Here is a 24,720-nt window from a genome sequence, read left to right as displayed (position 1 = left end):
TTGCCCCTCCCCTTGCAGGGGAGGATTTTTTACAGGACGCTTTCGATCCAGCTTTTCAGTGCGCTCTTGGGCGCGGCACCGACTTTGGTGGCGGCGGGTTCGCCATTTTTGAACAGGATCATCGTCGGGATGCCGCGCACGCCATATTGGCCGGGGGCGTCGGGATTTTCGTCGATGTTGATCTTGGCGATCGTCACCTTGTCAGCCAGTTCGGCCGAGATTTCTTCCAGCGCCGGGCCGATCATCTTGCACGGGCCGCACCATTCGGCCCAGAAATCGACCAGCACGGGCAGGTCGGAATCGATGACGTCGGTCTTGAAGCTCTGGTCGGTAACTGCCTTGGTGGCCATGTGGTGTCTCCTTGCGTTGCGGACTATCTAGGGTGCGGTGCCGTTTGGCTCAACGGGTGAGAGCGGCAAATTCTCCTGCGCAGGCACAAAGCCGGGCTTGTGCGCGGCGAGCAGGGCGGGCGGCAGGATGATCAGGCGCGGGGCGCTGGTGTAGAGCAGGCCCGCCTCGATCGGGCGACCGGGGAAGATGATGGCGAGCGCAGCGGCATAGGCGGCCATTTGCCGCACATGGGCGACGGGAACGTCGGCAGGGTTGAGCGGCGCGATCCGGCCCGTCTTGAAATCCACTAGCTGGATGCGGTCGGGGCCGACGCAGAGGCGGTCCACGGTCCCGGCGATCACCGCTTCGCCCACGACCGCCGCGATGGGCGCTTCGGCGAGCGCGCCGGGGCCGAACAAAGCGGCATATTCGGGAGCGTCGATAACGCGCAGCGCCTGCGTAATGACGTCATGGCGGATGGCGGCGTCGGTAGCGCCCTGCTGCGTCAACCAGCGGTCGGCAGCGTCACGGCGCTGGGCCGATGGCACGTCGGGCAGCCGTTCGAACAAGGCGTGGAGCCAGCGCCCCCGCTCCGCCGCTGCGCGCATGGCGGGGGTCGGCGGCGGGTAAGGCACGTCATCTTCCACCGGCGCGGACGGGGCGAGCGGGCGTGGCGGGCGGGCTTCGACCGGCGCGGGCGCGCGCAGCCATGCCGGTTCGGCGGTGACGGCGCGGTGTTGCGCGTTTTCCGGGTCGGCGGCCTTGGACGGCAGATCTTCGGTCCCGCGCCAGCGGCGGACAGCGCCCCAGAGCGAATCCGCTTCCCAGTCCGCGCCGAGCGATGTCATTGCGGTTTCGACGGCGGCGAACCAGCTTTCGGGCTTTACCTCGCCTTTTGCGCGGGGGCCGAGCGATCCAGCGACGACGAGGCGTTCTTCGGCGCGGGTCAGGGCGACATAGAGCAGACGCCAATGTTCGCGCCGCTCGTCCGCCGCTGCTTCTTCCGCTACGTCGCCGATCGGTCCCTGCCGTTCGGGCTTGCGTGGGGCGAGGATGGGCAGGCCGTCCCACAGCAGCGAATCGGCGCGGTTGCCCGCGTCGGGATCCTGGCAGGCGTCGGCCAGAATGACGATGGGCGCCTGCAAACCCTTCGCGCCATGGACGGTGAGCAGGCGGAGGTTGTCGCCCTGGGCCGCAGCATCGCGCACGATTTCCACTTCGCCCCGGTCGAACCAGTCGATGAAGCGTTGCAGCGAGGGGTGGTCGTCGCTTTCAAAGGCCAGCGCGGCGTTCAATAATTCCTCGATCGGGTCGGCCGCTTCGGTGCCGAGCCGTTCGATCAGGCGGCGGCGGCCGTCCATCGCGCCGGAGAGGATGGATTCCAGATAGCGATAAGGCGTGGTGAGGTCCGCCACGCCGAGCAGGTCGCGCAAGGGGCGCAGGGTCGCGTCATCCAGCGTGTGATTGAGGTGCCGCCACAGGCCGGCCTTCCGCCCGATCAGCCGGTGCATCAGTTCGTCCTGCGTCCAACCGATGAGCGGGGATACGAGCAGCGCGGCAAGATTGAGTTCGTCGTCGGGCTGCACCGCAAAACGCAGCGCGGCGAGCAGGTCGCGCACCGCGAGCGGCGCGTTGAGGCGGAGCCGGTCGATGCCCGCGACGGCGACTTTCTCCTCATAGAGGCGCGCGACGATGAGACGGGCGAGTTCGCTGCGGCGGCGGACCAATATCATGATGTCGCCCGCGCGCACCGGGCGGCCCCGGCTTTCGAGCATCAGGCCGCTGTCGATCCACTCCTTTATCTGGCGCGCGATTTTGGAGGCCAGCACCCGTTCCTGATCGGCGGCCCAATCCTCCTCCCCCTCCGCATCTTCCGACAGCCCTGCGACGACGGGTTTCCACAGCAGCACTTCGCCCGGATGCCGGTTGGCGCTGAGATGATGGACGTCGCCCGGTTCCAGCCCCAGCCGTTCGGCTTGCAGCGTGGCGATGGTGCGATCCACCACGTCGAGGACGGCGGGGGTGGAGCGGAAGCTGCGGTCGAGCGAGAGGTTGAAGAAGTCGTGGCCGCTCTGGTCCGCGTCGCGTTGGAACAGGATTTTGGCGGCGGCGAAATTGGCCGGACTCGTCCCCTGAAAGCCGAAGATCGCCTGTTTGAAATCGCCCACGGTGAAGATGGTGCGGGCCTTGTCACCCGGTTCCCATTGGGTGGCGAAAAATTCCTCCGCCAGCGTGCGGACGATGCGCCATTGGGCGGCGTTGGTGTCCTGCGCCTCATCGACCAATATATGGTCGATGCGCTGGTCCAGCTTGTAGCGGATCCATTCGGCGATGCCGTCCTGTTCCAGCAGGGCGGCGGCGCGGGCGATAAGGTCGTCGAAATCGACGGCGCCTGCCAGCCGCTTGGCCAATGCATAGTCGCGGGCATAGGCGCGTCCGGCGTGGAGCGCCTGTCCCAGCGCGGCGGCATAATCGGCGCGCTGCTTCATGGCGATCATTTCGGCGCAGCGGTGGTAGAGGCGCGCGGATGCTTCGCCATAGCCATCGACCGGCGGCACCCAGCCCTTGGCATTGACGATGTCGCCGTCCGCCTTCGCCCATGCGCGGTGCAGGTCGGGCAGCGTTGCCGCGCGGGCCTGTGGATCGCGCGCGCGCCATGCGGCGATGCGGTCGCAGCGTTCGAGCGCGCGGCCTGTCCCCCACTGGACATTGGCCTGCACGATCCAGTCGAGGCTGCGCATGTCGAAGGCGACGTCGCTGCACTGGTCGGCGATCCATGCGTCTATGTCACCGTCGGGCAGGCCGAGTTGGTGCATCAGCCAGGGGGTGATGGCGGGCGGCAGACTGTCGAGTTTTTCCACGCGCCCGGCGCAGCGCATGAGGAATTGTTCCGCCCCGCCCTCCCCCAGCCGCAGGCTGAGCGACTGGAGCGATTCCATCAGGGCCGCGTCGCCCTGTTCATGGGCGCGGACCACCATGTCGGCCAGCGTCTGACGGGCGAGATTGCCCTGTTCGCGCTGGTCGAGGGGGCGGAAGCCAGGGGTCAGGTCCGCTTCCAGCGGGAAGGCGGTCAGGAGTTGCTGGCAGAAGCCGTGGATCGTCTGGATGCGCAGGCCGCCGCCGGTGGATTCGAGGACTTCGGCGAACAGGCGGCGGGCGAAGTCGCGCTGGTCCGGGCCGGATTCTTCGCCCAGCGCCTCCAGATCGGCGAACAGGCGCTTGTCGTCCATCTGCACCCAGGCGGCGAGCCGGTCATGGATGCGGTCAGCCATTTCCGCCGCGCCCGCCTTCGTGAACGTCAGGCAGAGGATATTTTCCGGGCGGACACCTTGCAGCAGCAGGCGGAAAACGCGCGCGGTCAGCACATGGGTCTTGCCGGTGCCAGCCGAGGCGGACAGCCAGACATGGGCGTCGGGCGCGGCGGCGCGGGCCTGATTACCCAGCAGTTTCTGCAAGGGGGGCGCGGGATCAGCCATCGTCGCGGCCATACCATTCCTCCAGCCGCATCAGCTGGTCATAATCGCCATAATTGGCGACTTCGGGGTTGATTTCGGCGCGGAAAGGGGCGGTGCCGCGCAGGAAATTTTCGGCCAGTTCGCTGAATTGTTCATGGGCGTGGGCAGTGAAGCTGGTCGTGACGATCTTGTCGCGCTTGCCCATCGGATCGACCGGGCTTTCGCGATAGCCGAACTGGTCGGCTTTCTTGGCGAGGGACCAATATTCGAAACCGCCTGCGGTGCGCGTGCCGCCAATGCCGTCGAAACCGCCACATTCGGCGATGACGCCCAGCAGGCCAAGTTGCAGGGCGAAACCGGCGCTGACCTGCTTGGCGCTGGGGGGCTTGCCGGTCTTGTAATCGATGATGCCGAGCGTGCCGTCGGGCAGGCGGTCGATGCGGTCAGCCTTGCCCATCAGGGTCACGTCGGCAATGTCGGCGCGTCCTTCGCGTTCGACGGCCAGAATATTGCGGCCTTCGGACTTGTCGCGCGCGACTTCGGCGGCGATCCAGCGGATGGCTTCGATCAGGCGGGGTTGCCAGAGCGCGCGCAGCAGCGGGTGGACCTGCGGCTGGTCGAACATGGCGCGGGCGCGGGATTCGAGGTCTGCGGGATCGTAGGTGCCAGCTTCCGCCCAATGTTGCAGAATGTCGTGGACGGCGGTGCCGCGCCAGGCCGGGCCAGCGTCGGCATCGACCGGATCGAGCCGGGCGAGGCGCAGCACGCGGCGGGCGTAGAAGGCATAGGGGTCGGCCTTCAAGCGATCGACATCGGTGACGGGGATGACGGTCGGGCGGGCGGACAAAGGTGGCACGGGTGCCGGGCGCAGGGCGGGATTGTGCGCGGCGGGCGTGTCGATGGCGCGGGCGAGCGCGGCGTAGCGATCCGCGACGGTCCATTGTGGCCCGGCCATGGCCTTGAGGCGCAGCCAAAGCCGCGAGGCGACGGCCGGGCCGCTGCTGCCGCGACGGGCGCGGGTGATGAGGACATGGGGTGCGCCCAATGCGCTGGCGAAGTCGTGGGCGGCCAGGCCGATGCGGGTTTCAAGGCCGGGCAGACCCAGCTCGCGGCGGATGCGCGGGGCAAGCCATGGGTCAGGCGCGGGCAGGCCGGGCCATGTGCCTTCGTTGAGGCCGCCCAGGATCATCAGGTCCGCCTGCACCAATTGCGCTTCGATCAGGCCCAATATCGCGATGCGGGGATGACCGCCCTGCGGCGGGCGGACGGACAGGCCGCCCAGCATATGGTCGATCAGCACGGGGAGCGCGCGCAGGTCCGCCTGACGCGGGCCTTCAGCGGCGGCACCCTCCATTTCGGTGAACAGGTCGGCGGCGGCGTGGCCCTGATGCCCGGACCAGACGGCATCGTTGGAGAGGATGCCCGCCCCTTCGCGCAGGGCGGCAAGTTGGGCAGCGAGGTCGGGCGCAGAGGCAAAGGCAGTTTCGAGTGGTGCGAGCAGCGCGCGGGCGGTGGGCCACCAGTCGCGCACTTGCTGGCGGATCACACGCTGGCGATCATCGTCGCGCGGCACGAGCAACATGTCGATGCCGACCAGCCCCGCCTGCGGGCGCGGACCGCGCAGCAGCAGGTCGAGCGCGCGGACGCCCTCCAGCCAGGGGAGCCGCCCTGCCCCCTTCATCACCAGCGGATGTTTGAGCAGGGTGAGCAGCGCGACGGGGGCAAAGCGTTCGGCCACCGCCTGCGCCATGGCGATGAGCAGCGTGCCGGGGGGCAGGCGCGAGAGGGGCTGGCCCGCCGAATCATCCGCGTCGATGCCCCAGCGTTTGAGGTGCGCGGAGACGCGGGTGGCCAGTTGGCGGTCGGGCGTCACCAGCGCGGCGGTGCGCCTTTCGGTTTCCAGCGCTTTACGCAGGGCGATGGCGATGGCCTGTGCTTCCTCGCCCGGCGTGGCGACTTCGAGTGCCTCCAGCCCGGCGAGCGCGCGGTCGGGAGTCTTGAGGTCGCGCCAGCGGCTGGTGAGGCGCGGCGGCAGCATGGCGTTGGAGATGTTGCGGCCGCGCACGGCGCGCGCGTCATGTTCGCTGCCCCAGCGCCATTGCGCCACGTCGTCGCGGGTGGCGCTCATGCCGTCGAGCAGGCGTTTGAGGGCATATTGCGGGTGGCTTTCATGCGCCATGGGGGCGCGGCCCGTCACCGGATCAGCGTCGAACGGGCCGATCGCGTCCCATGCCGGGTCGTCCATATGCTGGTCCAGTCCGGCGAACACGACCATGCCAGTGGGCAACAGGGCGATGCGGCGGAGCAGGTTGGCGACAGCGGGCGCGGTGCTGGAAATGCCCGCCGCGACGATGAAGCCAGTGGGCGGATGATCGGCCCAGCGCCGCGCCAGCCGGTCGAACAGCATGTTGCGCCGCTGCGCCAGATCCATGCAGCCCAGCCGCGCCAGTTCACCGGGCCAGCGGGCGATGATGATTTCGAACATCGTCAGCGACGTTTGCCAGTGGCGGGACAGGTCATCGGTCAGGGACAGATCGCGCAGCGCGGTGACGGGGACGCGCTCCACCTGCATCTGGTCCAGCACTGCGCCCAGCGCCTGCCCCAGTTGCAGCGCCTGCCCCGCGTCCACGCCTGCCTTCACATCCTGCACCATGCGGCCAAGGATCATCTGGCGGCGCATCGGCGTGATGGCGGGCGGGATGGCGTCTCCCTCCCCCAGCGGATCGAGCGCGCCGCGGACCTGTTCGCCAAGGTCGGGATCGCCGATGGCGACGAGGCGGGGGAGCAGCAGGCCGCCGCCCGACGCGCGCACGAAAGCGTCGCTGACGGCCCGGACCGCGCGGTTGCTGGGCAGCAGGATCATGCCCTGCGCCAGCGCCATCGGATCGGCCCCGTGCCGCGCGATCAGCCCGGCGACGAGCGCGTCGGCAAAAGCCCGGTGGGCGGGGATGGAATGGAGCGCTGGGCGCACGGGATTAGCCATGGGCCGGATCAGCCATGGGCCAGCATGGATTCCACGACGGGAATGGCGCGGGGCGTGCCGACGTCGAACCACAGCCCCTGATGCGATACGCCGTAGAGCCGACCGGCTTCGATCGCGCGGTTCCAGAAGATGTTGGTGGAGAAAGTGTCGCCGGGCGGATCGACCAGCAGCGATGGCGAGAGGATCTGCACCCCGGTAAAGACGAAGGGCGCGACATAGGCGGTCTTGCGCCGCGAGAGCCGACCATTGGCGTCCATGTGGAAATCGCCCGGCCCGCTATGGCAATAGGCGCGGGCGAGCGGCACGAGCAGCAGCAGCGCGTCCATCCGTTCCGGGTTCCAGATGCGCTGCATCATGGCCAGCGTTTCCTGCGGCCCGTCGATCCACAGATTGTCGCTGTTGGCGCAGAAAAAGGGTTTGTCGCCCAGCAGCGCCCTGGCATGGATCAGCCCGCCGCCGGTTTCCAGCAGCTTCGCGCGCTCGTTGGAAATGGCGAAGTCGAGGCCGCCTTTACGGGTTTTGAGATGCGCCTCGACCGTGTCGGCCAGATAATGGACGTTGACGACGACCTTGCGGATGCCGCCTGCCTCCAGCCGGTCAAGCGCATGGTCCATCAGCGGCTTGCCCGCCACCTTGACCAGCGGCTTGGGCCGGGTCGCGGTGAGCGGACGCATCCGTTTGCCAAGGCCCGCCGCCATCAGCATCGCGGTGTCGATCATCAGGCAGCAAACTCTCTCAGCGCATCATGGCGCTTGTCGGCGGGGATGTTGGCAGCGAACCAGTCCGCCACCGGAGCGAGCGCAGGATGGGCAAGGTCGCGTTCCAGCAGCCCCCACATGCGCGGCAGGAAGGAGAGATAGCGCGGCTTGCCGTCGCGCTGCCACAGGCGCGTGAAGATGCCGATGATCTTGGCGTTACGCTGCGCGCCCAGCACGGCATAGGCGGCGTCGAAATCGGCGGAGGGACTGGCGATCGCCTTGTAGTGCGCGAGCATGGCTGCTTCGGTTTCGGGCGGCACGTCGCGGCGCGCATCCTGCAACAGGGAGACGAGATCATAGGCGGGGTGGCCAGCCAGCGCGTCCTGAAAATCGAGCAGGCCAAGGCCGTGGGCGGCGGGCGTATCGACCAGCATGATATTTTCGGCATGATAGTCGCGCAGCACTGTGACGGTGGGACTGGCGGATTGTTCGACGATCGGCAGCACCGCGTCCCAGGCGCGGACATAGGCGTCCACATCCACGTCCAGCCCGATGGCCGGGCAATACCATTCCGTGAGCAGCCCGACTTCGCGCTGATAGACGGCGCGGTCATAGGGCGGCACGGGCGCGGCGGGCAGCGCGTGAAGGTCGGCCAGCAGGTCAATGGCGCGGGCGTAGACGGCCAGTTCCTCGCCCGGCGCATCGTCCATATGTTCCTTGACCCGCAGGTCGCCGAAATCCTCGATCAGGACCAGCCCCTGTTGGAGGTCGCGGGCCAATATGCGCGGCGCGGCAAAGCCCTGATCCAGCAGATGTTCGGCAATGGCGATGAAGGGGCGCGGGTCTTCGTGCGGGGGTGGCGCATCCATCAGCACGGCACGGCGCGCGCCGTCGATGACGCGGAAATAGCGGCGGAAGGAGGCGTCGCCTGCCAGCGGCACGATGGCGGCATTGCCCCACCCCGCCTGACCAAGGAAATCGGGCGCGGCGGCGGGGGGGATCATATCTGTGACCATCGATCCGTCCAAGCGTCCGGCACGTCCGCTGTCAAGAGCCTGGCGTCGTCGCCATTGACAGATTTGGCAAAGGCTATGGTCAAACGCAGCGCGTGGGACCACAGCCGCGCGCCCAGCCGGTCGGGCCATTCGATGATCAACATGCTGTCCATCAGATAATCGTCCAGCGCCAGTTCGTCCGTCTCCTCCGCCGTGTCGAGCCGGTAGAGATCGACATGGGCGACCGGCAGGGTCACGTCGGGAATGTCATAGGGCTGGACGATGGCGAAGCTGGGGCTTGGCGCTTCCTCCTCCAGACCCAGCGCCGACAATATGCCGCGCGCCAGTGTCGTCTTGCCTGCGCCAAGGCCACCTTCCAGCGCGATGACGTCGCCGATGCGGGCATGGGCGGCGATGCGGCGGCCAAGGTCGAGCATGGCGGCTTCGCCCGGCAGGTAAATCGCGCCCTCAGCCACGGGGCAGTTCGATCACGGCCATGGTCCCCTGCCCGCGTTCGGACACAAGTTGCAGCGTACCGCCATGCGCCTGCGCCAGTTGGCGGGCAAGCGGCAGGCCGATGCCTGCCTTGCCCCCGTTGCGCACTTGTCCGGCGCGGGCGGCGGGATCGAACAGGGCGGCCTGTTGCGCGGCGGGGATGCCGGGGCCGTTGTCGGATATGACCAGCCGCGCCCGGTCCGATCCGCCATCGCCATGGAGCAGGACGCGCGCGCCCTTGCCGCAATAGCGGATTGCGTTTTCAAGGAGCTGGTCGATCGCCTGCCCGATGCGGCGGGCGTCACCCTGCACCTGCCCCAGCGTCGGTTCGATGGTGATGGCAAGGTCGATACCCTTGGCGCGGGCATCGGCGCGGGCGCGGTCGATGCTGGTATGGGCGAGTGCGGCCAGGTCCACCGGCGCGCGGTCGATCGGCAGGGTGCCGGCCTCCCCCTGCGTCAGGTCCAGCACATTGTCGATCAGCATCGACAGGCGCGTGGTGCTTTGCAGGATGCCGTCGACATAGTCCTTTGCCGATGCGGTGAGTTCCCCGGCATAGCCCGCGCTCATCATCTCGGCAAAGCCCGATATGGTGGTCAGCGGGGTGCGCAGTTCGTAACTCATATTGGTGACGAAGGCGGTCTTGACGGCGTCCGCCTGTTCCAGCGCTTCGTTGCGGTCGCGCAGCACCTGTTCGACGCGGCGGCTGTCGGTCACGTCCAGCATGGTGAAAAGGGCATTGCCGTCGGGCAGGGGAATCGCGGCAAATTCAAAGGTGCGGCCATCGGCGAAACCGACATGGCCGACGCGCTGCTTACGCTCCACCGTGGCGGCGCGGACCAGTTCGCGCACGAGATTGGATTGCTGCGGCTTGGCGAGGCGCGACTGGACGGCGGCCATCAGGTCGTCGATGCGCGGATGGGTGGCCAGCATGTCTTCGTCCGCGCCCCAGATGGTGCGGAAACGGCTGTTCCACATCTGGAGCCGTCCGTCGGAGGAAAAGACGCCGATCGATTCGAACAGATTGTCGAAGGTCGCGGTGCGGACCCGCAGCAGCGTGTCGCGCGCGCTGGATAGCTGGACCTGTTCGGTGCGATCCTCGAAAATCAGCAGCAGGCCGCCATCGGGCAGCGGCTGGGCATAGACGCGCAGATGGGTGCCATCCTGCATCAGCCAGTTTTCCTCACGCGGGTCGGGCGAGAGGAACCAGTTGCGCCGTTCCGCGCGCCATGCGGGGAAATCGCGATGTTCGGGGATGCGGCGGGCGTCGCGCATCTGGTCCAGCACCCGTTCGAACAGGGGCGCGTCGGTCAGTTCCTCCTGCCGCAGGCCGAACAGGCTGATGAAGGGCTGGTTCCAGAAGCGCAGCGCGCGGTCGGGACCGAAGCGGGCGACACCGGCGGACAGGCGGTCGAGCAGGTCGCGCTGCGCCGCTTCAAGGCGGCGATGTTCGACCCGCGCCTGTTCCAGTTCATTCTGGTCGACGGCATAGCCCGCGACTCCGGCTTCGCCCAGCGGCACGTCGACCACGCGCATCGTGCGCCGTTCGCCGTCGATAGTGGCGGGGACCATGCGTTCGACCGGCTGGTCGTCGGCCACGGCCTGCGCTGCGGCGGCCTGTGGCGTCAGGCCATTGACCGCCTCGACCAGTTCGATGCCGTCGGTGATGACTCCATGCGCGTCGGTGCCATCGACCGCGCGGACATAGGCCGTGTTGACGAGGCTGAGGCGCAGGTCGGGGGTGCGGTGCCACATCGGGAAGGGCGCGGCCTCCACCAGACCGGCCAGCGCTTCGAGCGCGTCGCGCAGTTGATCGACATTGCCTTTGAGCGACTGAATTTCCGACTGGCTGTCGGTCGCGTCGAATATCCACAGCACGACGCCGCCATTGCCCGCAAGGCCCGGCGGAGCAGGCGCGCCGCGCACCAGCAGCAGGCGGGAGGAACCGACGCCGCGCACCGGCAGGGAAAAGCTCTTGCCCGCGCGTTGGGCGGCGGCGATTTCGCGCGCCAGGGCGGCGCCATCGTCCGGTTCCAGCCCGCTGTCGGGGGAGGTAAGTTCCGACGCGAAGGATGGCACGCGCGGTTTGCCCAGCCATTTGGCAAGGCGGTCCGCCGCCTCCATCCGGCCATCGGGGTGGATGATGATCGGCGCGGCGGGGGCGGAGGCGAGCAGGACGGAGAGCCGGTCGAATTTACCCTGCGCCTGCGTGCCTTCGCGGCGCATCCGCTGCCCGCTGAACAGCGCCCACACGGCCGCGCCCAGCCAGAGCGCAAGCATGATCCCGCAAATGATGGCGGCGAAGGGAGTCAATGTGGCCATGACGCCTGCTCCCCTTTGGGCCGAACCTGCCTGTCGTTATTCATAATCGCGACCGGACTATCGCAAGTCGGCGGCGGCGGGAAGCGGGGGAGGCAAAGAATAGTGGGGCGTGGCTTCATCCATCCCCTTGTGGGCAGGGTTGTCGCATATGAAAAAATCTTACGTTTAATCGTCATGCTGAACTCGTTTCAGCATCCATTTCTCGTCACGAAAAGTGGCTTTTCCGGCACGATGGATCCTGAAATAAATTCAGGATGACGTTGTAGAGATAACGAGAAGTCATATGCGATAACCCTGCCCAGCGAGGCGAGGATGAAAAAGGGCGGGGGAAAGGCGTCGGCCCTTCCCCCTTCCCCGCATCAGTAGCGGTAATGGTCCTGCTTGAACGGGCCTTCGACCGGGACGCCGATATAGTCGGCCTGGCGCTGGCTCAGCTTGGTGAGTTTTACGCCCAGCTTTTCCAGGTGGAGCGCGGCGACCTTTTCGTCCAGATGCTTGGGCAGCACATAGACGTCGTTCTTATACTGTTCGCTCTTGGTCCACAGTTCGATCTGGGCCAGCACCTGATTGGTGAAGCTGGCCGACATCACGAAGCTGGGGTGGCCGGTGGCGCAGCCCAGATTGACCAGGCGACCCTTGGCCAGGACGATGATCTTCTTGCCGTCGGGGAATTCGACTTCATCGACCTGCGGCTTGATTTCGGTCCATTTCATGTTGTTGAGACCGGCAATCTCGATCTCGCTGTCGAAATGGCCGATGTTGGACACGATCGCCATATTCTTCATCGCGCGCATATGATCGACGGTCAGGACGCCTTCATTGCCGGTCGCGGTGACGAAGATGTCGGCGCGCGGGGCGGCGTCTTCCATCGTCACGACTTCATAGCCTTCCATCGCGGCCTGCAACGCGCAGATCGGATCGACTTCGGTCACGATCACGCGCGCTCCGCCGTTGCGCAGCGAAGCGGCGCTGCCCTTGCCGACGTCACCGAAACCGGCGACGCAGGCGACCTTGCCCGCCAGCATCACGTCCGTCGCGCGACGGATCGCGTCGACGAGGCTTTCCTTGCAGCCGTAGAGATTGTCGAATTTCGACTTGGTGACGCTGTCGTTCACGTTGATGGCGGGGAAAGGCAGCTTGCCCTTCTTGGCCAGTTCATACAGGCGATGGACGCCCGTGGTGGTTTCTTCCGACACGCCCTTGATCGCTTCGACCGTCTTGGTCAGGAAGCCGGGACGTTCGGCCAATACGCGCTTCAGCACCGAAACGAAGATTTCTTCTTCTTCGTTGCCGGGCGTGAACAGTTCCTCGCCCGCTTCGACGCGCGCGCCCCACAGCGCGAACATGGTGGCGTCGCCGCCATCGTCCAGAATCAGGTTGCAGACGCCCGATTCATGGTTGTGCCAGTCGAAGATGCGTTCGACATAGTCCCAATATTCCTGAAGGCTTTCACCCTTGATCGCGAACACCGGCACGCCCGACGCGGCGATGGCGGCGGCGGCATGATCCTGCGTCGAATAGATGTTGCAGGTGGCCCAGCGCACTTCCGCGCCCAGCGCGGTCAGCGTTTCGATCAGCACGGCGGTCTGGATCGTCATGTGCAGCGATCCGGTGATGCGCGCACCCTTCAAAGGCTGCGACGCACCAAATTCGGCGCGCAGGGCCATCAGGCCGGGCATTTCGGTTTCGGCGATCTCGATTTCCTTGCGGCCGAAACCGGCAAGCGCGATGTCGGCGATCACATAATCCTGCGCCAGGGTGGCGGGTGCAGTGGCCACGAGCGTATCTCCGTATGACTAGAATGTGCCTGCGCCGCCGGATGGATTCCGGGCGGCAATGATGGGGCGCTTTACCAACCGGCGTGCGCCCTTGCAACTCAATATAAAGATTTCTTTATGTCGGGATCAAGCGGAACCGGCGCCGCCGACCAGATGGGTGGAATCGACTCCCGCAGCGGCATAGGCGGCCGCCCATTTGCCCGAAGCAGGCGTGTCGAACAGCAAGTCCGCTTCCCCTTCTGCCAGAAACCAGCTGTCGCTGGTCAGTTCGCGTTCCAGTTGCCCCGCGCCCCACCCGGCATAGCCCAGCGCGACGAGATAGCGGCTTGGCCCCTGCCCGCGCGCGATGGCCTTCAATATGTCGAGCGAGCCGGACAGCCCCCATTGGTCGCCCACGGTCAGCATATCCTGCCCGCCCCAGTCGAGCGAATGGAGGACGAAGCCCCGGCGCGGTTCCACCGGGCCACCGCGCAGGACGGGCGCATCGGCAATGTCGCCGGGGTCGATGTCGAAACTGCGCAGCAGATCGTGGAGGCTGACGCCGTCCATTTCCTCCCCCACCGCAATGCCCAGCGCGCCGTCGCCGTCATGGGCGCACAGCGCGATGACGCTATGGTCGAACCGGCTGTCCATCATACCGGGCAGAGCGAGCAGGAAATGCCCACCGAAGAAGCGTGACTGATCCATCCGGTAAATATAGCCATGCGACGGCCAATGCCAAGGACAGGTCGCCGCGTCATTATGTCGCTATGCCATATTCCCGCCCCACCCCTTGACAGGAGGCGTGGCAACCCCGACCTCCCCGCCCGAATACGGCCAAGGAGAATGAGCATGACGATAGCCAAGGGCGACCGCCTTCCCAGCACGACCTTTACCAAGATGACCGAAAACGGCCCCGAAGCCGTGACGTCCGACGCCTATTTCGCGGGCAAGACCGTGGCGATCTTCTCCGTCCCCGGCGCGTTCACCCCGACCTGCTCGGCCAAGCATCTGCCCGGCTATATCGACAAGGCCGAAGCGCTGAAGGGCAAGGGCGTCGATGAAATCGCCTGTACCGCCGTCAACGACGCCTTCGTCATGGGCGCATGGGGCAAGTCGGCCGGTGCCGATGGCAAGGTGACGATGCTGGCCGATGGCAATGGCGATTTCGCGCAGGCGGTCGGCCTGACCATGGATGGCAGCAAATTTGGCCTCGGCCAGCGCGGCCAGCGTTTTTCGATGATCGTGCGCGATGGCGTGGTCGAGGAACTAAACGTCGAAGCACCCGGCGATTTCAAGGTTTCGTCGGCCGAACATATGATCGAACAGCTCTGATGCTATCCTTGCGCGCCGACGGAAAGACTGTCGGCGCGCAAGAATGTTTCGTACCCGTCTTTCATCCGTCATTCAGTTGCGGTAACAGGGGGCGATGACACAAAGCATCGGCAAGGCGACGGTCGCGCAACTCGACCACCTCTATCGGACATCCATCGAAAATCTGCGCAGCGCGATGCGCGCCTATGCCCGCGAAGGCAGCGTACCGGCCAGGGACGCACAGGCAGAACGGCTGTTCTGCTACCCCGAATTGCGCATCACCTATCATGGCGACAGCGACACGCCGCCGCCGGGCCGTTCGTTCGCGCGGCTGTCAAAGCCGGGGCGCTATGTCACGACCGTCACTCGCCCGGAAATGTTCGCCGACTATCTGGCCGAACAGATCGACCTGTTGGTGCGCGATTATGGCGTGGACGTGGAAACCGGGCTGTCCGACCAGCAAATCCCCTTCCCCTATGTGCTGGACGGGCTGGACATGAGCGCGCTGGACGGCACGCCGCCGACCGAGCTTGCCCGCTATTTCCCGACGACCGAACTGGCCGAAATCGGCGATGAGATTGCCGACGGGCTGTTCATGCCCGACGCGGCGGGGGATCGTCCGCTGGCGCTGTTCGACGGGCTGCGCACCGATTTCTCGCTCGCGCGGCTGAAACATTATACCGGCACGCCCGCCGACCATGTGCAGCGCTACATTTTGTTCACCAACTATCACCGCTATGTCGATGAATTCGTGGCCTGGGCGTGCGAGCAATTGCAGCAGGAGGGCAGCCGCTTCACCGCGCTGTCGGGCGCGGGCGGCGTCTATGTGACGCCCGAAACCGCCGATCCTGCGCGGATGATCGCCGACAGTGCGTGGCGCAAGCATCAGATGCCCGCCTATCACCTGATCGCGCCGGATCGCAGCGGGATCACGCTGGTCAATATCGGCGTCGGCCCGTCCAACGCCAAGACGATCTGCGACCATCTGGCCGTGGTGCGCCCGGAAGCCTGGCTGATGATCGGCCATTGCGGCGGGTTGCGGCCCAGCCAGCGGATCGGCGATTATGTGCTGGCCCACGCCTATCTGCGCGACGACCATGTGCTGGACGAAATGTTGCCGCCCGAAATTCCGGTGCCTGCCATCGCGGAGGTTCAGGTCGCCATGGCACAGGCCGCCGAAGCGGTGCTGGGCCATGACGACCCGGAGGAGTTCAAGCGCCGCCTGCGGACCGGCACCGTGGTGACGACCGACGACCGCAACTGGGAATTGCGCTATTCCAAATCGGCGCTGCGTTTCAGCCTGTCGCGCGCGGTGGGCATCGACATGGAATCCGCGACCATCGCGGCGCAGGGCTATCGCTTCCGTGTGCCATACGGCACGTTGCTATGCGTGTCGGACAAGCCGATTCATGGCGAATTGAAGCTGCCGGGGCAGGCCAACCGTTTCTATGAGGAAGCGATTGCCAGCCATTTGCGGGTGGGATTGATGACGTGCGAATTGTTGCGCGAGGAAGGGGCCAAGCTGCACAGCCGCAAGCTGCGCGCGTTCAACGAGCCGCCGTTCCGGTAAAGCGGCTTTCGGGTCAGGCGGCCGTGCGCCAGATGGCGACACGGTCCTTGCCCTTCCGCTTGGCGTCGTAAAGCGCGGCGTCGGCGCGCGCGACCAGATCGTCCAGTTGCGCATCGCCTTCGCGCAGTTCCGCTACGCCGAAACTGGCGCGCAAACTGGCATCGGGCGCATCGGGCAGGGCAAGGCAGGTGATTTCCGCGCGCACCCGCTCCATCACGGCGGCAGCGGCGGCGGCATCCGTTTCGACCAGCAGCAGGCCAAATTCATCGCCGCCCAATCGCGCGACGATGTCACCGCGCCGCACCGCGCTGGTCAGCAACTGGGCAAAGCCGCGCAGCGCCATATCGCCGGCGATATGGCCATGGCCATCGTTCAATTCCTTGAACCCGTCCAGGTCGCACACCACCAGCGCCAGCGGGCGGCCATGGCGGCGGGCGCTGGCCATGGCGCGGACGGCCGCTTCATCCAGACCGCGCCGGTTCAGCACATCGGTCAGCGGATCATGGCGAATTTGCCGCCGCAACTGGTGCGCCAGATCGCCCGCCACCACCAGCACGGCGGCCACGCCGGTGCCGACATAGATGGACGGCAGGCCAAGGCCCAATATCGCGCGATAAATGGCCAGACCTTGCGCCGGAGCGCCGCCCAAATCCATCGCCGCGCTACCGACCAGCGCAGATTGAAACAGCGCGAACAGGACGAACATGATGAAGAAGCCCATTTCGGGCGCGCTGAACCGCCGGGTCCGCGGCCAAAGCGATGCAGCGCAGCAGACCATCAACAACCCGACATAGCCCGGCACGATCATGCCCTGCAACGCGCGATCGTGGATCAGCGACGCATAGGTGCCGCCAATCGCCGCCATTCCGCCAGTTATGGCCAGCAGACCCCAAGGCACAGCCTGCCCCGACCGTTGCCGAACCCCGACCAGCACCAGCGTGCCGCTGACCACGATACAGCAGGCAGCAATCGCCATCAGCACACCATTGTCCAGCGCAATGCCGCCTGCATTGGCGACCCATTGCGCCATGGAAGCGCAATAGGACAATGCCCAGCTGCGCACATGGCGCTGACGACCGAAATGCAGCCAGGCAACGCCCATGGCACCAGCCATGATCGTGCTGGAAAAGAACAGCAGGGCAATGATGATGATCGCTGGATTCACGGCCCCGCCTTTACTGTGCTTACTGTTTGTTTACCAGCCGCACGACTTGCCTTTATTCTGATTTACCAGCCACTTCTGCAATGGCGCGAAATAGGCGGTCATGGCCTTGCCCGAAATGTCGCGGGTGCCTGTGAAGGCCTGCAAGGCGTCTGGCCATGGCTTTGACGCGCCCATTTCCATCATCGCGTTCAATTTCGCGCCTACATCCTTGTTTCCATAGAAAGAACAGCGGTGCAGCGGGCCTTTCCAGCCGGACTGTTTGCACGCCGCCTGATAAAATTGCTGTTGCAGGATCGCGGCTAGGAAATAGCGGGTATAGGGGGTGTTGCCGGGGATGTGGAATTTGCCGCCTGCGTCGAACTTCGTTTCATCACGGGACACGGGCGGCACGATGCCCTGATATTGGCGGCGCAGGTCGGTCCAGCCCTTTTCATAACCGTCGGCGGGAATCGTGCCGTTGAACACGCCCCAGCGCCATTTGTCGATCAGCAGGCCAAAGGGCAGGAACGCCACCTTGTCCAGCGCCTGCCGCAGCAGCAGGCCGATATCCTTGTCCGGTCCCGGCACCTTGGCCGGGTCTAGCAGGCCGATCTTCACCAGATAATCGGGCGTGATCGACAAGGCGACGAAATCGCCGATCGCTTCATGGAAGCCGTCATTCGCGCCGTCCAGATAAAGCTGAGGCTGCTTGTTATAGGCGCGCTGATAATAATTATGGCCAAGTTCGTGGTGAATGGTGACGAAATCGGTGCTGTTGACCTTCGTACACATTTTGACCCGAATATCGTCCTTGTTATCCAGATCCCATGCCGATGCGTGGCACACCACGTCGCGGTCGCGCGGCTTGATGAATTGCGTGCGGTCCCAGAAGGTCGCGGGCAAAGGGGCCAGACCAAGCGAGGAATAGAAGCCCTCGCCGATCTTGAACATCTGCTTTTCCCAATAGCCGCGCCGCTGCTTTTCGGGCGTGTCGGGACCGTCCATCTGATCGGGCCGGGTTTCGATAAAGCCCTTGGCTTTGAGCAGATCGCCGACATCATAGCCAAGGTCGCCTGCCCCCGCCGGGGCCACCACGTCATAGATATTGCCCCATTGCTGCGCCCACATATTGCCCAGCAGGTCGGCGCGGATCGGCCCGGTCGCAGGCTGCACCGTATCGCCATATTTCTCGTTCAGCTTGGTGCGGGTGTAACAGTGCAACTGGTCGTAGAGCGGCTTGACGTCGGCCCAGATTTTGTCCGTGAGCTTCGCGAAATCATCGGCAGGCATGTCATATTTGGACCGCCACATCGCGCCGGTATCGGCAAAGCCCAGTTCCTTGGCCCCCGCATTGGCGATGTCGACCAATTTGGTGTAATCGCCCCGCATCGGCGCGCCGACATTATCGTGCCAGCTGACCCACATTTCCTGCAATTCCTGCGGATTGCGGCTGGATCCCATTTTTTCTTCGATGTCGCTGCCGTTGATCGGCTTACCGTTCAGCGTCCCCATGCCCTTGCCATAAGTGGACTGGAGCCGGGTCGCCAGATCGTTAAGCTGCTGCGCCGCGCCCGGCGTCGTGGGTGCAGGCAGCGTCAGCGCGGTGCGCAGCAGGTCGAGGCGGCGCTTCGTTTCTACCGACAGGCCCGGCGCGGTCGCATATTTCGCCGCTTCCAGCGCATAATCGACTTTCATCGCCGTGTTGATCGACCCGAAATAGGCAGCCACGGCGTCGCTATCGTCATTGAGATAGCTGGCATTGACCCAATCGGCGCGGCTGGAAATGAGCGAATGATCGAACATCGCCTTTTCCGCCTTGGCCAGGAAGGCTTCGGCTTCCGTTGCCGTCGGCGCTGCGGCTTGCTGTGCCATAACAGGCGATATGACGAGTGCGGCCGCAAGCGCGGCCAAAGAGATAGCGATCTTCACGGGTGTTCCCCCTCATAAGCTTATGAGGAGAAGGTGACTTGGGGCGACGATCCAGTCAAGCGGTCAGGAAATCGACCATCGCCTGCCCCAGTTCCTTGCGCGTGACGGCGTTCATATGATTGCCGGGAATTTCGACGTAACGCCCGTGAGGCAGAATGTCGGCCAGTTCCTGCGCCAAGCCATTGTCCCGGTCGTCCGCGCCGCAGATGACTTGGGTTGGCTGCTGAAAACCCGCGATCGTCGCTTCGTCGGTATCTACGAAGCTGTTGAGGATGTGCAGCAGCGCGACCGGATCACCCTTGGTCGTCTTGAGGAAAGCCTCGGTCATCCATTGCGACGTGCCGCGTTCGAACGTGCCGAGGTTGGTCAGGACATTTTTGTAATAGCCGCCATTGTCGAGCGACTGGACCAGCCCGCGCAGCCCCATGCCGGCCAGGATGACGCGGCGCGGCGTTGCCCCCCGCGCCAGCATCCGCACGCTCGTCCGCGCGCCCAGCGAATAGCCGCCCAGATCATAGTCGGTCAGGCCAAGCTGTTCGATCAGCCCAAGATTATCGTTCGTCAGCGCGTCGGGCGGATAGGCGGCGGGGTCATGCGGCTTGGCGCTTTCCCCATGGCCGCGCAGGTCCGGCATGATGAGGCGAAAGCCCGCCTCCACCAGCTTTGCGGCATGGCCGTAGCGAATCCAGTTGGTGTGCGCGTTGGAAAAATAGCCATGGATCAGCACCAGATCCCTGCCCTCTCCCACCATATGCACGGCAATCGGCAGGCCATCGAAGCCCTTGATCTCATGGCGTTCGATGGGCAGGTCGGTCATCGGGGCAAATCCTTACGCAGCGGGCGGGTTGCCGATATGGCGTCAGGCGCGGCGGCGCAAGAGCGTGCCGTCACTCAGCCCAAGATGCACGGTCCATCAAACCGGAAACCAGCGCCGCAAAGGGCGTAGCAGCGCAGCGACGGACCAGCTTGCGGTCGGCCGTTATCATGACGGTTTCCAGCATTTCTGCGGTAGCAATGAAGAAGCAGTCATAGGCAGGATGGTCCAGCGCCAGACTGATCGCCATCGCGCGATCGGCAAGTTGTGCGGTCGGGATCAGGTCGATGAGGTCGGGCAGGATCGCCACGGCTTCGCGCGCCAGCGCCGCGTCAATTTCCTGCGCGCGCACCTTCTTCCACATCACATTGGCGAATTCGGCGGTCAGCAGGTCTGGCGCGATGAGCCTGTGCGGCAATAGCGTGAGCGCGACGGTTGTTTCGTTCGACAGGACAGGATCGTCGCTGCCAACGACCCAGCGGGCCGCAACGCTTGTATCCACCACCAGCATCAGGGGCGATCGTCACCCTGTAGCAAATCTTCGGCTGGTGTCTGCCGCACATATTTTGGCGTCATTGCACGAATAGCCTCAAGGCGCGCGAGCGTGGCGTGCAGGCGCTCGCCCGTCATCGGCCGACCGCGTGCCAGCGCCTCGCGCAATTCCGCTTCCAATGAACGCTGGTTGCGCGCCGCCAGTTCGCGATAGGCCGCGATGAGGCTGTCGTCGAGATTACGGATGAGAACCTGACCCATGCGGTCATGCTATCATGGTGATAGCATGACCGCAAGAAAGCCGGATCAGCCCTTCTTGAGGTGGCGGCGGCCCAGCAGTTCGGCGATCTGCACCGCGTTCAGCGCTGCGCCCTTGCGCAGATTGTCGCTGACGCACCACAGCGAAATGCCGCTGTCGACGGTCGGGTCCTCACGCACGCGGCTGATGAAAGTCGCGAAATCGCCGACGCATTCGATGGGGGTGATGTAGCCGCCATCTTCACGCTTATCGACCAGCATGATGCCGGGCGCTTCCCGCAGGATGTCCTGCGCTTCCTTGGCGGAAATTTCCTTCTCGAACTCGATGTTGATCGCTTCGCTATGGCCCACGAACACTGGCACGCGCACGCAGGTGGCGGTCAGCTTGATCTTGGGATCGAGGATCTTCTTGGTTTCCGCGACCATCTTCCATTCTTCCTTGGTCGAACCATCGTCCAGGAAGCTGTCGATATGCGGGATCACGTTGAAGGCGATCTGCTTGGTGAACTTCTTCGGCTCGGCCGGATCGCCCACGAAGATGTTGCGCGACTGTTCGAACAGCTCGTCCATCCCCGCCTTGCCCGCGCCGGACACCGACTGATAGGTGGCGACGACGACGCGCTTGATGACGGCGACGTCATGCAGCGGCTTCAACGCCACGACCATCTGCGCGGTCGAGCAGTTGGGGTTGGCGATGATGTTCTTCTTCTTGTAGCCGTCGATCGCGTCCGGGTTCACTTCCGGCACGATCAATGGCACGTCCGGGTCCATGCGATAGAGCGAGCTGTTGTCGATCACGACGCAGCCCGCTGCCGCTGCCTTGGGCGCGTAGATGGCCGTGGGGCCGGATCCTGCGGCGAACAGGGCGATGTCCCAGCCAGTGAAATCGAAATGTTCGATATTCTGGCATTTCATCGTCTTGCCACTGTCGCCGAAATCGATCGTCAGCCCCTGCGAGCGCGACGAAGCAACCGCCGCGATTTCGTCAATCGGGAACTCTCGCTCGGCGAGAATGGTCAGCATTTCGCGGCCCACATTCCCGGTGGCACCTACGACGACGACCCTGTAACCCATGACTAAACACTCCACTCCGATGCAGATATTACGGAGTGCGCGCCATAACGGCGTTGCGTGATTTGTCCAGAGGCAAGCCCTTTGTTGCGTGAAAGGTCAGCTTTTGGCCCTGGACGTTGCCCGTTCGTGGGGGAGACGGCATGGATTATATCATCATTGCGAGCGTAGCGAAGCCATCCCTGTGAGCTACGCTGGATTGCTTCGCTACGCTTGCAATGACGAAGGATATTATTGCCCCGCCGTATCCGGCGACACACCCGCCGGGCGAGGAAATCCTCGATCGTGCGCCACAGATGGACGCCGATGCCCGGCCCGCCGACGCGGTGGGTCTGGCCCGGATAGGCCATCATTTCGAATGGCACGGCGTTCCGCTGCATCTTCGCCATCAGCGCGGTGGCATTGTCGAACACGACATTGTCGTCCGACATGCCATGGATCAGCAGCAGCGGATCGGCGATCTTGACCGCTTCGTCCACGGCGTCCGACGCGGGATAGGCGCTGGGCTTGTCCTGCGGCTGGCCCAGATAGCGTTCGGTATAATGGGTGTCGTACAGTTCCCACTTCGTCACCGGCGCGCCCGCAATGGCAGCGGCAAAGACGCCCGGCGCCTTTTCCAGCAGCTTCAGCGACATATAGCCGCCATAGGACCAGCCATAGGTGGCGATGCGCTTGGGATCGACGAAGGGCTGGCTTTTCAGCCATGCGACGCCCTGCAACTGGTCATCCACTTCCACCCCGCCCATCGCGCGGTAGAGATGATCCTCGAACGCCTTGCCGCGATCGGGCGTGCCGCGATTGTCGATGGCAAAGACGATCCAGCCCCGGTCCACCAGATATTGGTTGAGCGCGCCGGACCATGTGTTGGTCACCTGCCGCCCGCCGCCCGGCCCGCCATAATGGATCATGAATACGGGGTAACGCTTGCCCGGTTCGATCGGCGGGGTCATGATTTTCGTGTGCAGCGTGGTGCCATCCGCCGCCCTGATCGTGCCGAACGTCGTTTTGACATGGCTGGCGACATAGGGCGCATAGGGGTGCGCGCCGGTCAGCGCATTTTGCGAGAGCCATTGCACCTGCTTGCCCGCGCTGTCGGCCAGATAGACCTGCTTGGGCTGATCGCTGTTCTGGCGGCTGATAACGATGCGGCTGGCCGCGCCGTCCATCACGGCGTCATTCCACCAACCTGCGGTCGTGAGCGCGCGGGCCGCGCCCGGTTTCCCCAGCGGCGCGACATATAGCTGCTGCTCCAGCGGCGTTTCGCGGTTGCCGGTGAAGTAGACCAGCCCCTTCCCCTCATCCACGCCCACCACGTCGCGCACTTCCCAGTCGCCGCTGGTCAACGCGGTCCATTTGCCCCCACGCACATGATAGAGATGGCCATGGCCGGTCTTTTCCGACCACCACAGGAAACTGCCATCCTTTAGCGGGTGGAAGTTGTTGGACAGGTTGACCCAGCTTTTGGCCGTTTCGGTCAGGATCACGCGCGCCTTGCCAGTCACAGGATCGACGCTGAGCAGATCGAGCCGTTTCTGGTCGCGGCTTTCGCGCTGGACATAGAGCGTCCGGCCGTCCTTCGCCCAATCCACGCGGGCGAGGTAGACGTCCTTGTCCTTGCCCAGATCGACCTGAACCTGTCCCGATCCGTCGGGCTTCATGACGAACAGGTCGATAATGGCATTGGGCGTGCCGGCGGCGGGATAACGCTGCTGATAGGTTTTGGTCCCTTCCCCGCCGATCGCGGTGCGCGTGACGATGCCGACCGGGCTTTCGTCCACCCGCGCCACCGCGATCCGCGCGTCGTCGGGCGACCACCAATATCCGGTACGCCGGTCCATTTCCTCCTGCGCGACAAATTCGGCCACGCCCCAGCTGATCGTGTCGCAGGCCCCCTGCGTCAGTTGCGCTTCCTTGCCGCCGATGGCCTGCACGAACAGGTTGCCGCCGCGCACGAAGGACACGAAACCGCCCCTGGGGCTGACCACGCCGTTAAGTTCGCCGTCCGGGGTGTCGGTCAATCGCGCCACCTTACCGTCCAGCGCCGCGAGGTAGAGGTCACCGTCCACGGGAACGAGGATGGATTTGCCGTCGGGCGACCAGTCGTAGCTGGTGATGCCAGTGTTGCCCGCAACCGAACGGTCGCGTTCGCGCTGCATCTTTTCCGCTTCACTCAACGCCGCGCCGCTGCCGGTCTTTTTGGAATCGACCAGCATCCGTTCCGCGCCGGTGCGGCTGTCGATCGCCCACAGGTCGAGCCGTTCCTTCTCATCCGCGCGCGGTTTGAGCAACGTCACCAGCGATCCATCGGGCGACAATTTAAGTGCGCGCGGCTGTGGCCCGGACAGGTCGGGGCTGGCGAACACCCGTTCCAGCGTCAGTTTTTCCTGCGCATGGGCAGGCACCAAGGGCATGAGCAACAGCGCGCCAATGGCCGCGCCACACAAGAGATAAGGGGGCATGGTCATCCTTTCCGGTCGGCACGCGCACGCGCCGGTTCATGGCGCAGGTTTAGCGCGACGGATTAGAAAAGATCAATGCCGGGAAATAATCTGTCCTGCCATGATCGCTGCGGATCATGGTGGGCGCGGCAGGGATTGAACCTGCGACCCCACCCGTGTGAAGGGTGTGCTCTACCACTGAGCTACGCGCCCCCTGTAAGGAGGAGGCGGCCATTGGCATTGGCGGCGGGCGCTGTCAAGCATTGCGATATCGGTGGACGGGCAAATATGTGCCGGACCAAGTGCCTGCACCCTATTGCAGGACGCGCCCGATCGCCGTCGCATTCTTGCGCAGGCGCACGCCGTCGCAATCGGGCTCTCCGCACTCGCACGCTTCCAATGCGTAGCGCACGCCGCACATAACCAGCACGTCCTGGTCGAACGAATAATTCGATATTCCCGCGCGCTCGACCTTTTCTTGTGCTTTGGCCTTGAGAGTCATGCGCGTCCTCCCCCTGTGAATGCAAGACGATGATGATTGATGCTGCGATGCACAATGTCAATTGATCGACATTTGTTCCAACATGATTTGTCACAATATAGTCGCTGAAATGACACGCTCTGCCGCTGCCTTTCAGATGACTTGCACGGGGCG

Annotated in this window: 19 protein-coding genes and 1 tRNA gene; 2 read left to right on the top strand and 18 right to left on the bottom strand. The window is 64.7% G+C overall.

Annotated elements, in window-relative coordinates; genetic code table 11:
• Nucleotides 1-29 precede the first annotated feature (29 nt).
• The 9 genes from trxA to SPBM01_RS04480 form a co-directional block, all read right to left on the bottom strand.
• Entirely contained in the window at nt 30-350 is a 321-nt protein-coding gene (gene trxA, locus SPBM01_RS04520) for a thioredoxin TrxA (protein WP_188064203.1), read from the bottom strand.
• Nucleotides 351-377: 27 nt separating this feature from the next.
• Complete coding sequence (addA, locus tag SPBM01_RS04515) at nt 378-3,818, bottom strand: double-strand break repair helicase AddA (RefSeq protein ID WP_188064202.1); 3,441 nt, start codon at nt 3,816-3,818, stop codon at nt 378-380.
• Nucleotides 3,799-6,768, bottom strand: coding sequence for a double-strand break repair protein AddB (gene addB, locus SPBM01_RS04510; RefSeq protein ID WP_188064201.1), 2,970 nt, complete (start codon nt 6,766-6,768; stop codon nt 3,799-3,801). Before addB ends, addA begins: the two co-directional genes overlap by 20 nt.
• An 8-nt stretch (nt 6,769-6,776) precedes the next feature.
• Nucleotides 6,777-7,487, bottom strand: a complete 711-nt coding sequence (locus SPBM01_RS04505; RefSeq protein ID WP_188064200.1) for a nucleotidyltransferase family protein — start codon at nt 7,485-7,487, stop codon at nt 6,777-6,779.
• Nucleotides 7,487-8,470: an aminoglycoside phosphotransferase family protein gene (locus SPBM01_RS04500; protein ID WP_188064199.1), complete on the bottom strand. Its 984-nt coding sequence runs from the start codon at nt 8,468-8,470 to the stop codon at nt 7,487-7,489. Before SPBM01_RS04500 ends, SPBM01_RS04505 begins: the two co-directional genes overlap by 1 nt.
• The gene (gene tsaE, locus SPBM01_RS04495; RefSeq protein WP_188064198.1) at nt 8,467-8,937 is read right to left on the bottom strand and encodes a tRNA (adenosine(37)-N6)-threonylcarbamoyltransferase complex ATPase subunit type 1 TsaE; all 471 of its coding nucleotides are present in this window, start codon (nt 8,935-8,937) and stop codon (nt 8,467-8,469) included. Before tsaE ends, SPBM01_RS04500 begins: the two co-directional genes overlap by 4 nt.
• A complete protein-coding gene (locus SPBM01_RS04490) occupies nt 8,930-11,278 on the bottom strand; it encodes a sensor histidine kinase (protein WP_188064197.1) in 2,349 nt (782 codons plus the stop codon). The genes tsaE and SPBM01_RS04490 overlap by 8 nt, the downstream gene beginning before the upstream one ends.
• Nucleotides 11,279-11,637: 359 nt before the next feature.
• The gene (gene ahcY / locus SPBM01_RS04485; RefSeq protein WP_188064196.1) at nt 11,638-13,056 is read right to left on the bottom strand and encodes an adenosylhomocysteinase; all 1,419 of its coding nucleotides are present in this window, start codon (nt 13,054-13,056) and stop codon (nt 11,638-11,640) included.
• A 126-nt stretch (nt 13,057-13,182) separates the two neighbouring features.
• The gene (locus tag SPBM01_RS04480) at nt 13,183-13,743 is read right to left on the bottom strand and encodes a YqgE/AlgH family protein (protein ID WP_188064195.1); all 561 of its coding nucleotides are present in this window, start codon (nt 13,741-13,743) and stop codon (nt 13,183-13,185) included.
• A gap of 144 nt (nt 13,744-13,887) precedes the next feature.
• Here SPBM01_RS04480 and SPBM01_RS04475 point away from each other — a divergent pair, with 144 nt between their 5' ends.
• Together SPBM01_RS04475 and SPBM01_RS04470 are read left to right on the top strand one after the other, a co-directional pair.
• Nucleotides 13,888-14,370, top strand: a complete 483-nt coding sequence (locus tag SPBM01_RS04475) for a peroxiredoxin (RefSeq protein WP_188064194.1) — start codon at nt 13,888-13,890, stop codon at nt 14,368-14,370.
• Between the two features lie 94 nt (nt 14,371-14,464).
• Complete coding sequence (locus SPBM01_RS04470; RefSeq protein ID WP_188064193.1) at nt 14,465-15,919, top strand: AMP nucleosidase; 1,455 nt, start codon at nt 14,465-14,467, stop codon at nt 15,917-15,919.
• Nucleotides 15,920-15,932: 13 nt separating this feature from the next.
• Here SPBM01_RS04470 and SPBM01_RS04465 read toward each other — a convergent pair whose 3' ends face one another.
• The 9 genes from SPBM01_RS04465 to SPBM01_RS04425 form a co-directional block, all read right to left on the bottom strand.
• Complete coding sequence (locus SPBM01_RS04465) at nt 15,933-17,084, bottom strand: sensor domain-containing diguanylate cyclase (protein WP_188064192.1); 1,152 nt, start codon at nt 17,082-17,084, stop codon at nt 15,933-15,935.
• Nucleotides 17,085-17,114: 30 nt separating this feature from the next.
• On the bottom strand, nt 17,115-18,992 hold the full coding sequence (locus SPBM01_RS04460) for a M2 family metallopeptidase (RefSeq protein ID WP_188064191.1): 1,878 nt from the start codon (nt 18,990-18,992) through the stop codon (nt 17,115-17,117).
• A 55-nt stretch (nt 18,993-19,047) separates the two neighbouring features.
• Nucleotides 19,048-19,809, bottom strand: coding sequence for an alpha/beta fold hydrolase (locus SPBM01_RS04455; protein WP_188064190.1), 762 nt, complete (start codon nt 19,807-19,809; stop codon nt 19,048-19,050).
• Nucleotides 19,810-19,879: 70 nt separating this feature from the next.
• A complete protein-coding gene (locus SPBM01_RS04450) occupies nt 19,880-20,317 on the bottom strand; it encodes a type II toxin-antitoxin system VapC family toxin (RefSeq protein WP_188064189.1) in 438 nt (145 codons plus the stop codon).
• Complete coding sequence (locus SPBM01_RS04445; protein ID WP_188065890.1) at nt 20,317-20,559, bottom strand: FitA-like ribbon-helix-helix domain-containing protein; 243 nt, start codon at nt 20,557-20,559, stop codon at nt 20,317-20,319. The genes SPBM01_RS04450 and SPBM01_RS04445 overlap by 1 nt, the downstream gene beginning before the upstream one ends.
• Before the next feature lie 45 nt (nt 20,560-20,604).
• A complete protein-coding gene (locus SPBM01_RS04440; protein ID WP_188064188.1) occupies nt 20,605-21,630 on the bottom strand; it encodes an aspartate-semialdehyde dehydrogenase in 1,026 nt (341 codons plus the stop codon).
• Nucleotides 21,631-21,632: 2 nt separating this feature from the next.
• Nucleotides 21,633-24,086 carry a S9 family peptidase gene (locus SPBM01_RS04435; RefSeq protein ID WP_262504321.1) on the bottom strand — a complete coding sequence of 818 codons (2,454 nt, stop codon included), beginning with the start codon at nt 24,084-24,086 and terminating at the stop codon, nt 21,633-21,635.
• Nucleotides 24,087-24,203: 117 nt separating this feature from the next.
• A tRNA-Val gene (locus tag SPBM01_RS04430) sits at nt 24,204-24,278 on the bottom strand.
• Between the two features lie 100 nt (nt 24,279-24,378).
• A complete protein-coding gene (locus SPBM01_RS04425; RefSeq protein ID WP_188064187.1) occupies nt 24,379-24,567 on the bottom strand; it encodes a hypothetical protein in 189 nt (62 codons plus the stop codon).
• Nucleotides 24,568-24,720 lie beyond the last annotated feature (153 nt).

Origin of the sequence: Sphingobium sp. KCTC 72723, assembly GCF_014280435.1 — a bacterium.
In the GTDB taxonomy this organism is placed as follows: domain Bacteria; phylum Pseudomonadota; class Alphaproteobacteria; order Sphingomonadales; family Sphingomonadaceae; genus Sphingobium.
The sequence above is the reverse complement of the archived record's forward strand: the minus strand, read 5'-3'. Positions and strand labels throughout refer to the sequence as shown.

Coding starts and splice junctions, on each gene's coding strand:
- SPBM01_RS04505 (WP_188064200.1), bottom strand. CDS start 7,487: ATGATCGACACCGCGATGCTGATGGCGGCGGGCCTTGGCAAACGGATG.
- SPBM01_RS04480 (WP_188064195.1), bottom strand. CDS start 13,743: ATGGATCAGTCACGCTTCTTCGGTGGGCATTTCCTGCTCGCTCTGCCC.
- addB (WP_188064201.1), bottom strand. CDS start 6,768: ATGGCTAATCCCGTGCGCCCAGCGCTCCATTCCATCCCCGCCCACCGG.
- SPBM01_RS04450 (WP_188064189.1), bottom strand. CDS start 20,317: ATGCTGGTGGTGGATACAAGCGTTGCGGCCCGCTGGGTCGTTGGCAGC.
- SPBM01_RS04475 (WP_188064194.1), top strand. CDS start 13,888: ATGACGATAGCCAAGGGCGACCGCCTTCCCAGCACGACCTTTACCAAG.
- SPBM01_RS04500 (WP_188064199.1), bottom strand. CDS start 8,470: ATGATCCCCCCCGCCGCCGCGCCCGATTTCCTTGGTCAGGCGGGGTGG.
- SPBM01_RS04455 (WP_188064190.1), bottom strand. CDS start 19,809: ATGACCGACCTGCCCATCGAACGCCATGAGATCAAGGGCTTCGATGGC.
- SPBM01_RS04440 (WP_188064188.1), bottom strand. CDS start 21,630: ATGGGTTACAGGGTCGTCGTCGTAGGTGCCACCGGGAATGTGGGCCGC.
- SPBM01_RS04445 (WP_188065890.1), bottom strand. CDS start 20,559: ATGGGTCAGGTTCTCATCCGTAATCTCGACGACAGCCTCATCGCGGCC.
- trxA (WP_188064203.1), bottom strand. CDS start 350: ATGGCCACCAAGGCAGTTACCGACCAGAGCTTCAAGACCGACGTCATC.
- SPBM01_RS04470 (WP_188064193.1), top strand. CDS start 14,465: ATGACACAAAGCATCGGCAAGGCGACGGTCGCGCAACTCGACCACCTC.
- addA (WP_188064202.1), bottom strand. CDS start 3,818: ATGGCCGCGACGATGGCTGATCCCGCGCCCCCCTTGCAGAAACTGCTG.
- SPBM01_RS04490 (WP_188064197.1), bottom strand. CDS start 11,278: ATGGCCACATTGACTCCCTTCGCCGCCATCATTTGCGGGATCATGCTT.
- SPBM01_RS04425 (WP_188064187.1), bottom strand. CDS start 24,567: ATGACTCTCAAGGCCAAAGCACAAGAAAAGGTCGAGCGCGCGGGAATA.
- SPBM01_RS04435 (WP_262504321.1), bottom strand. CDS start 24,086: ATGCCCCCTTATCTCTTGTGTGGCGCGGCCATTGGCGCGCTGTTGCTC.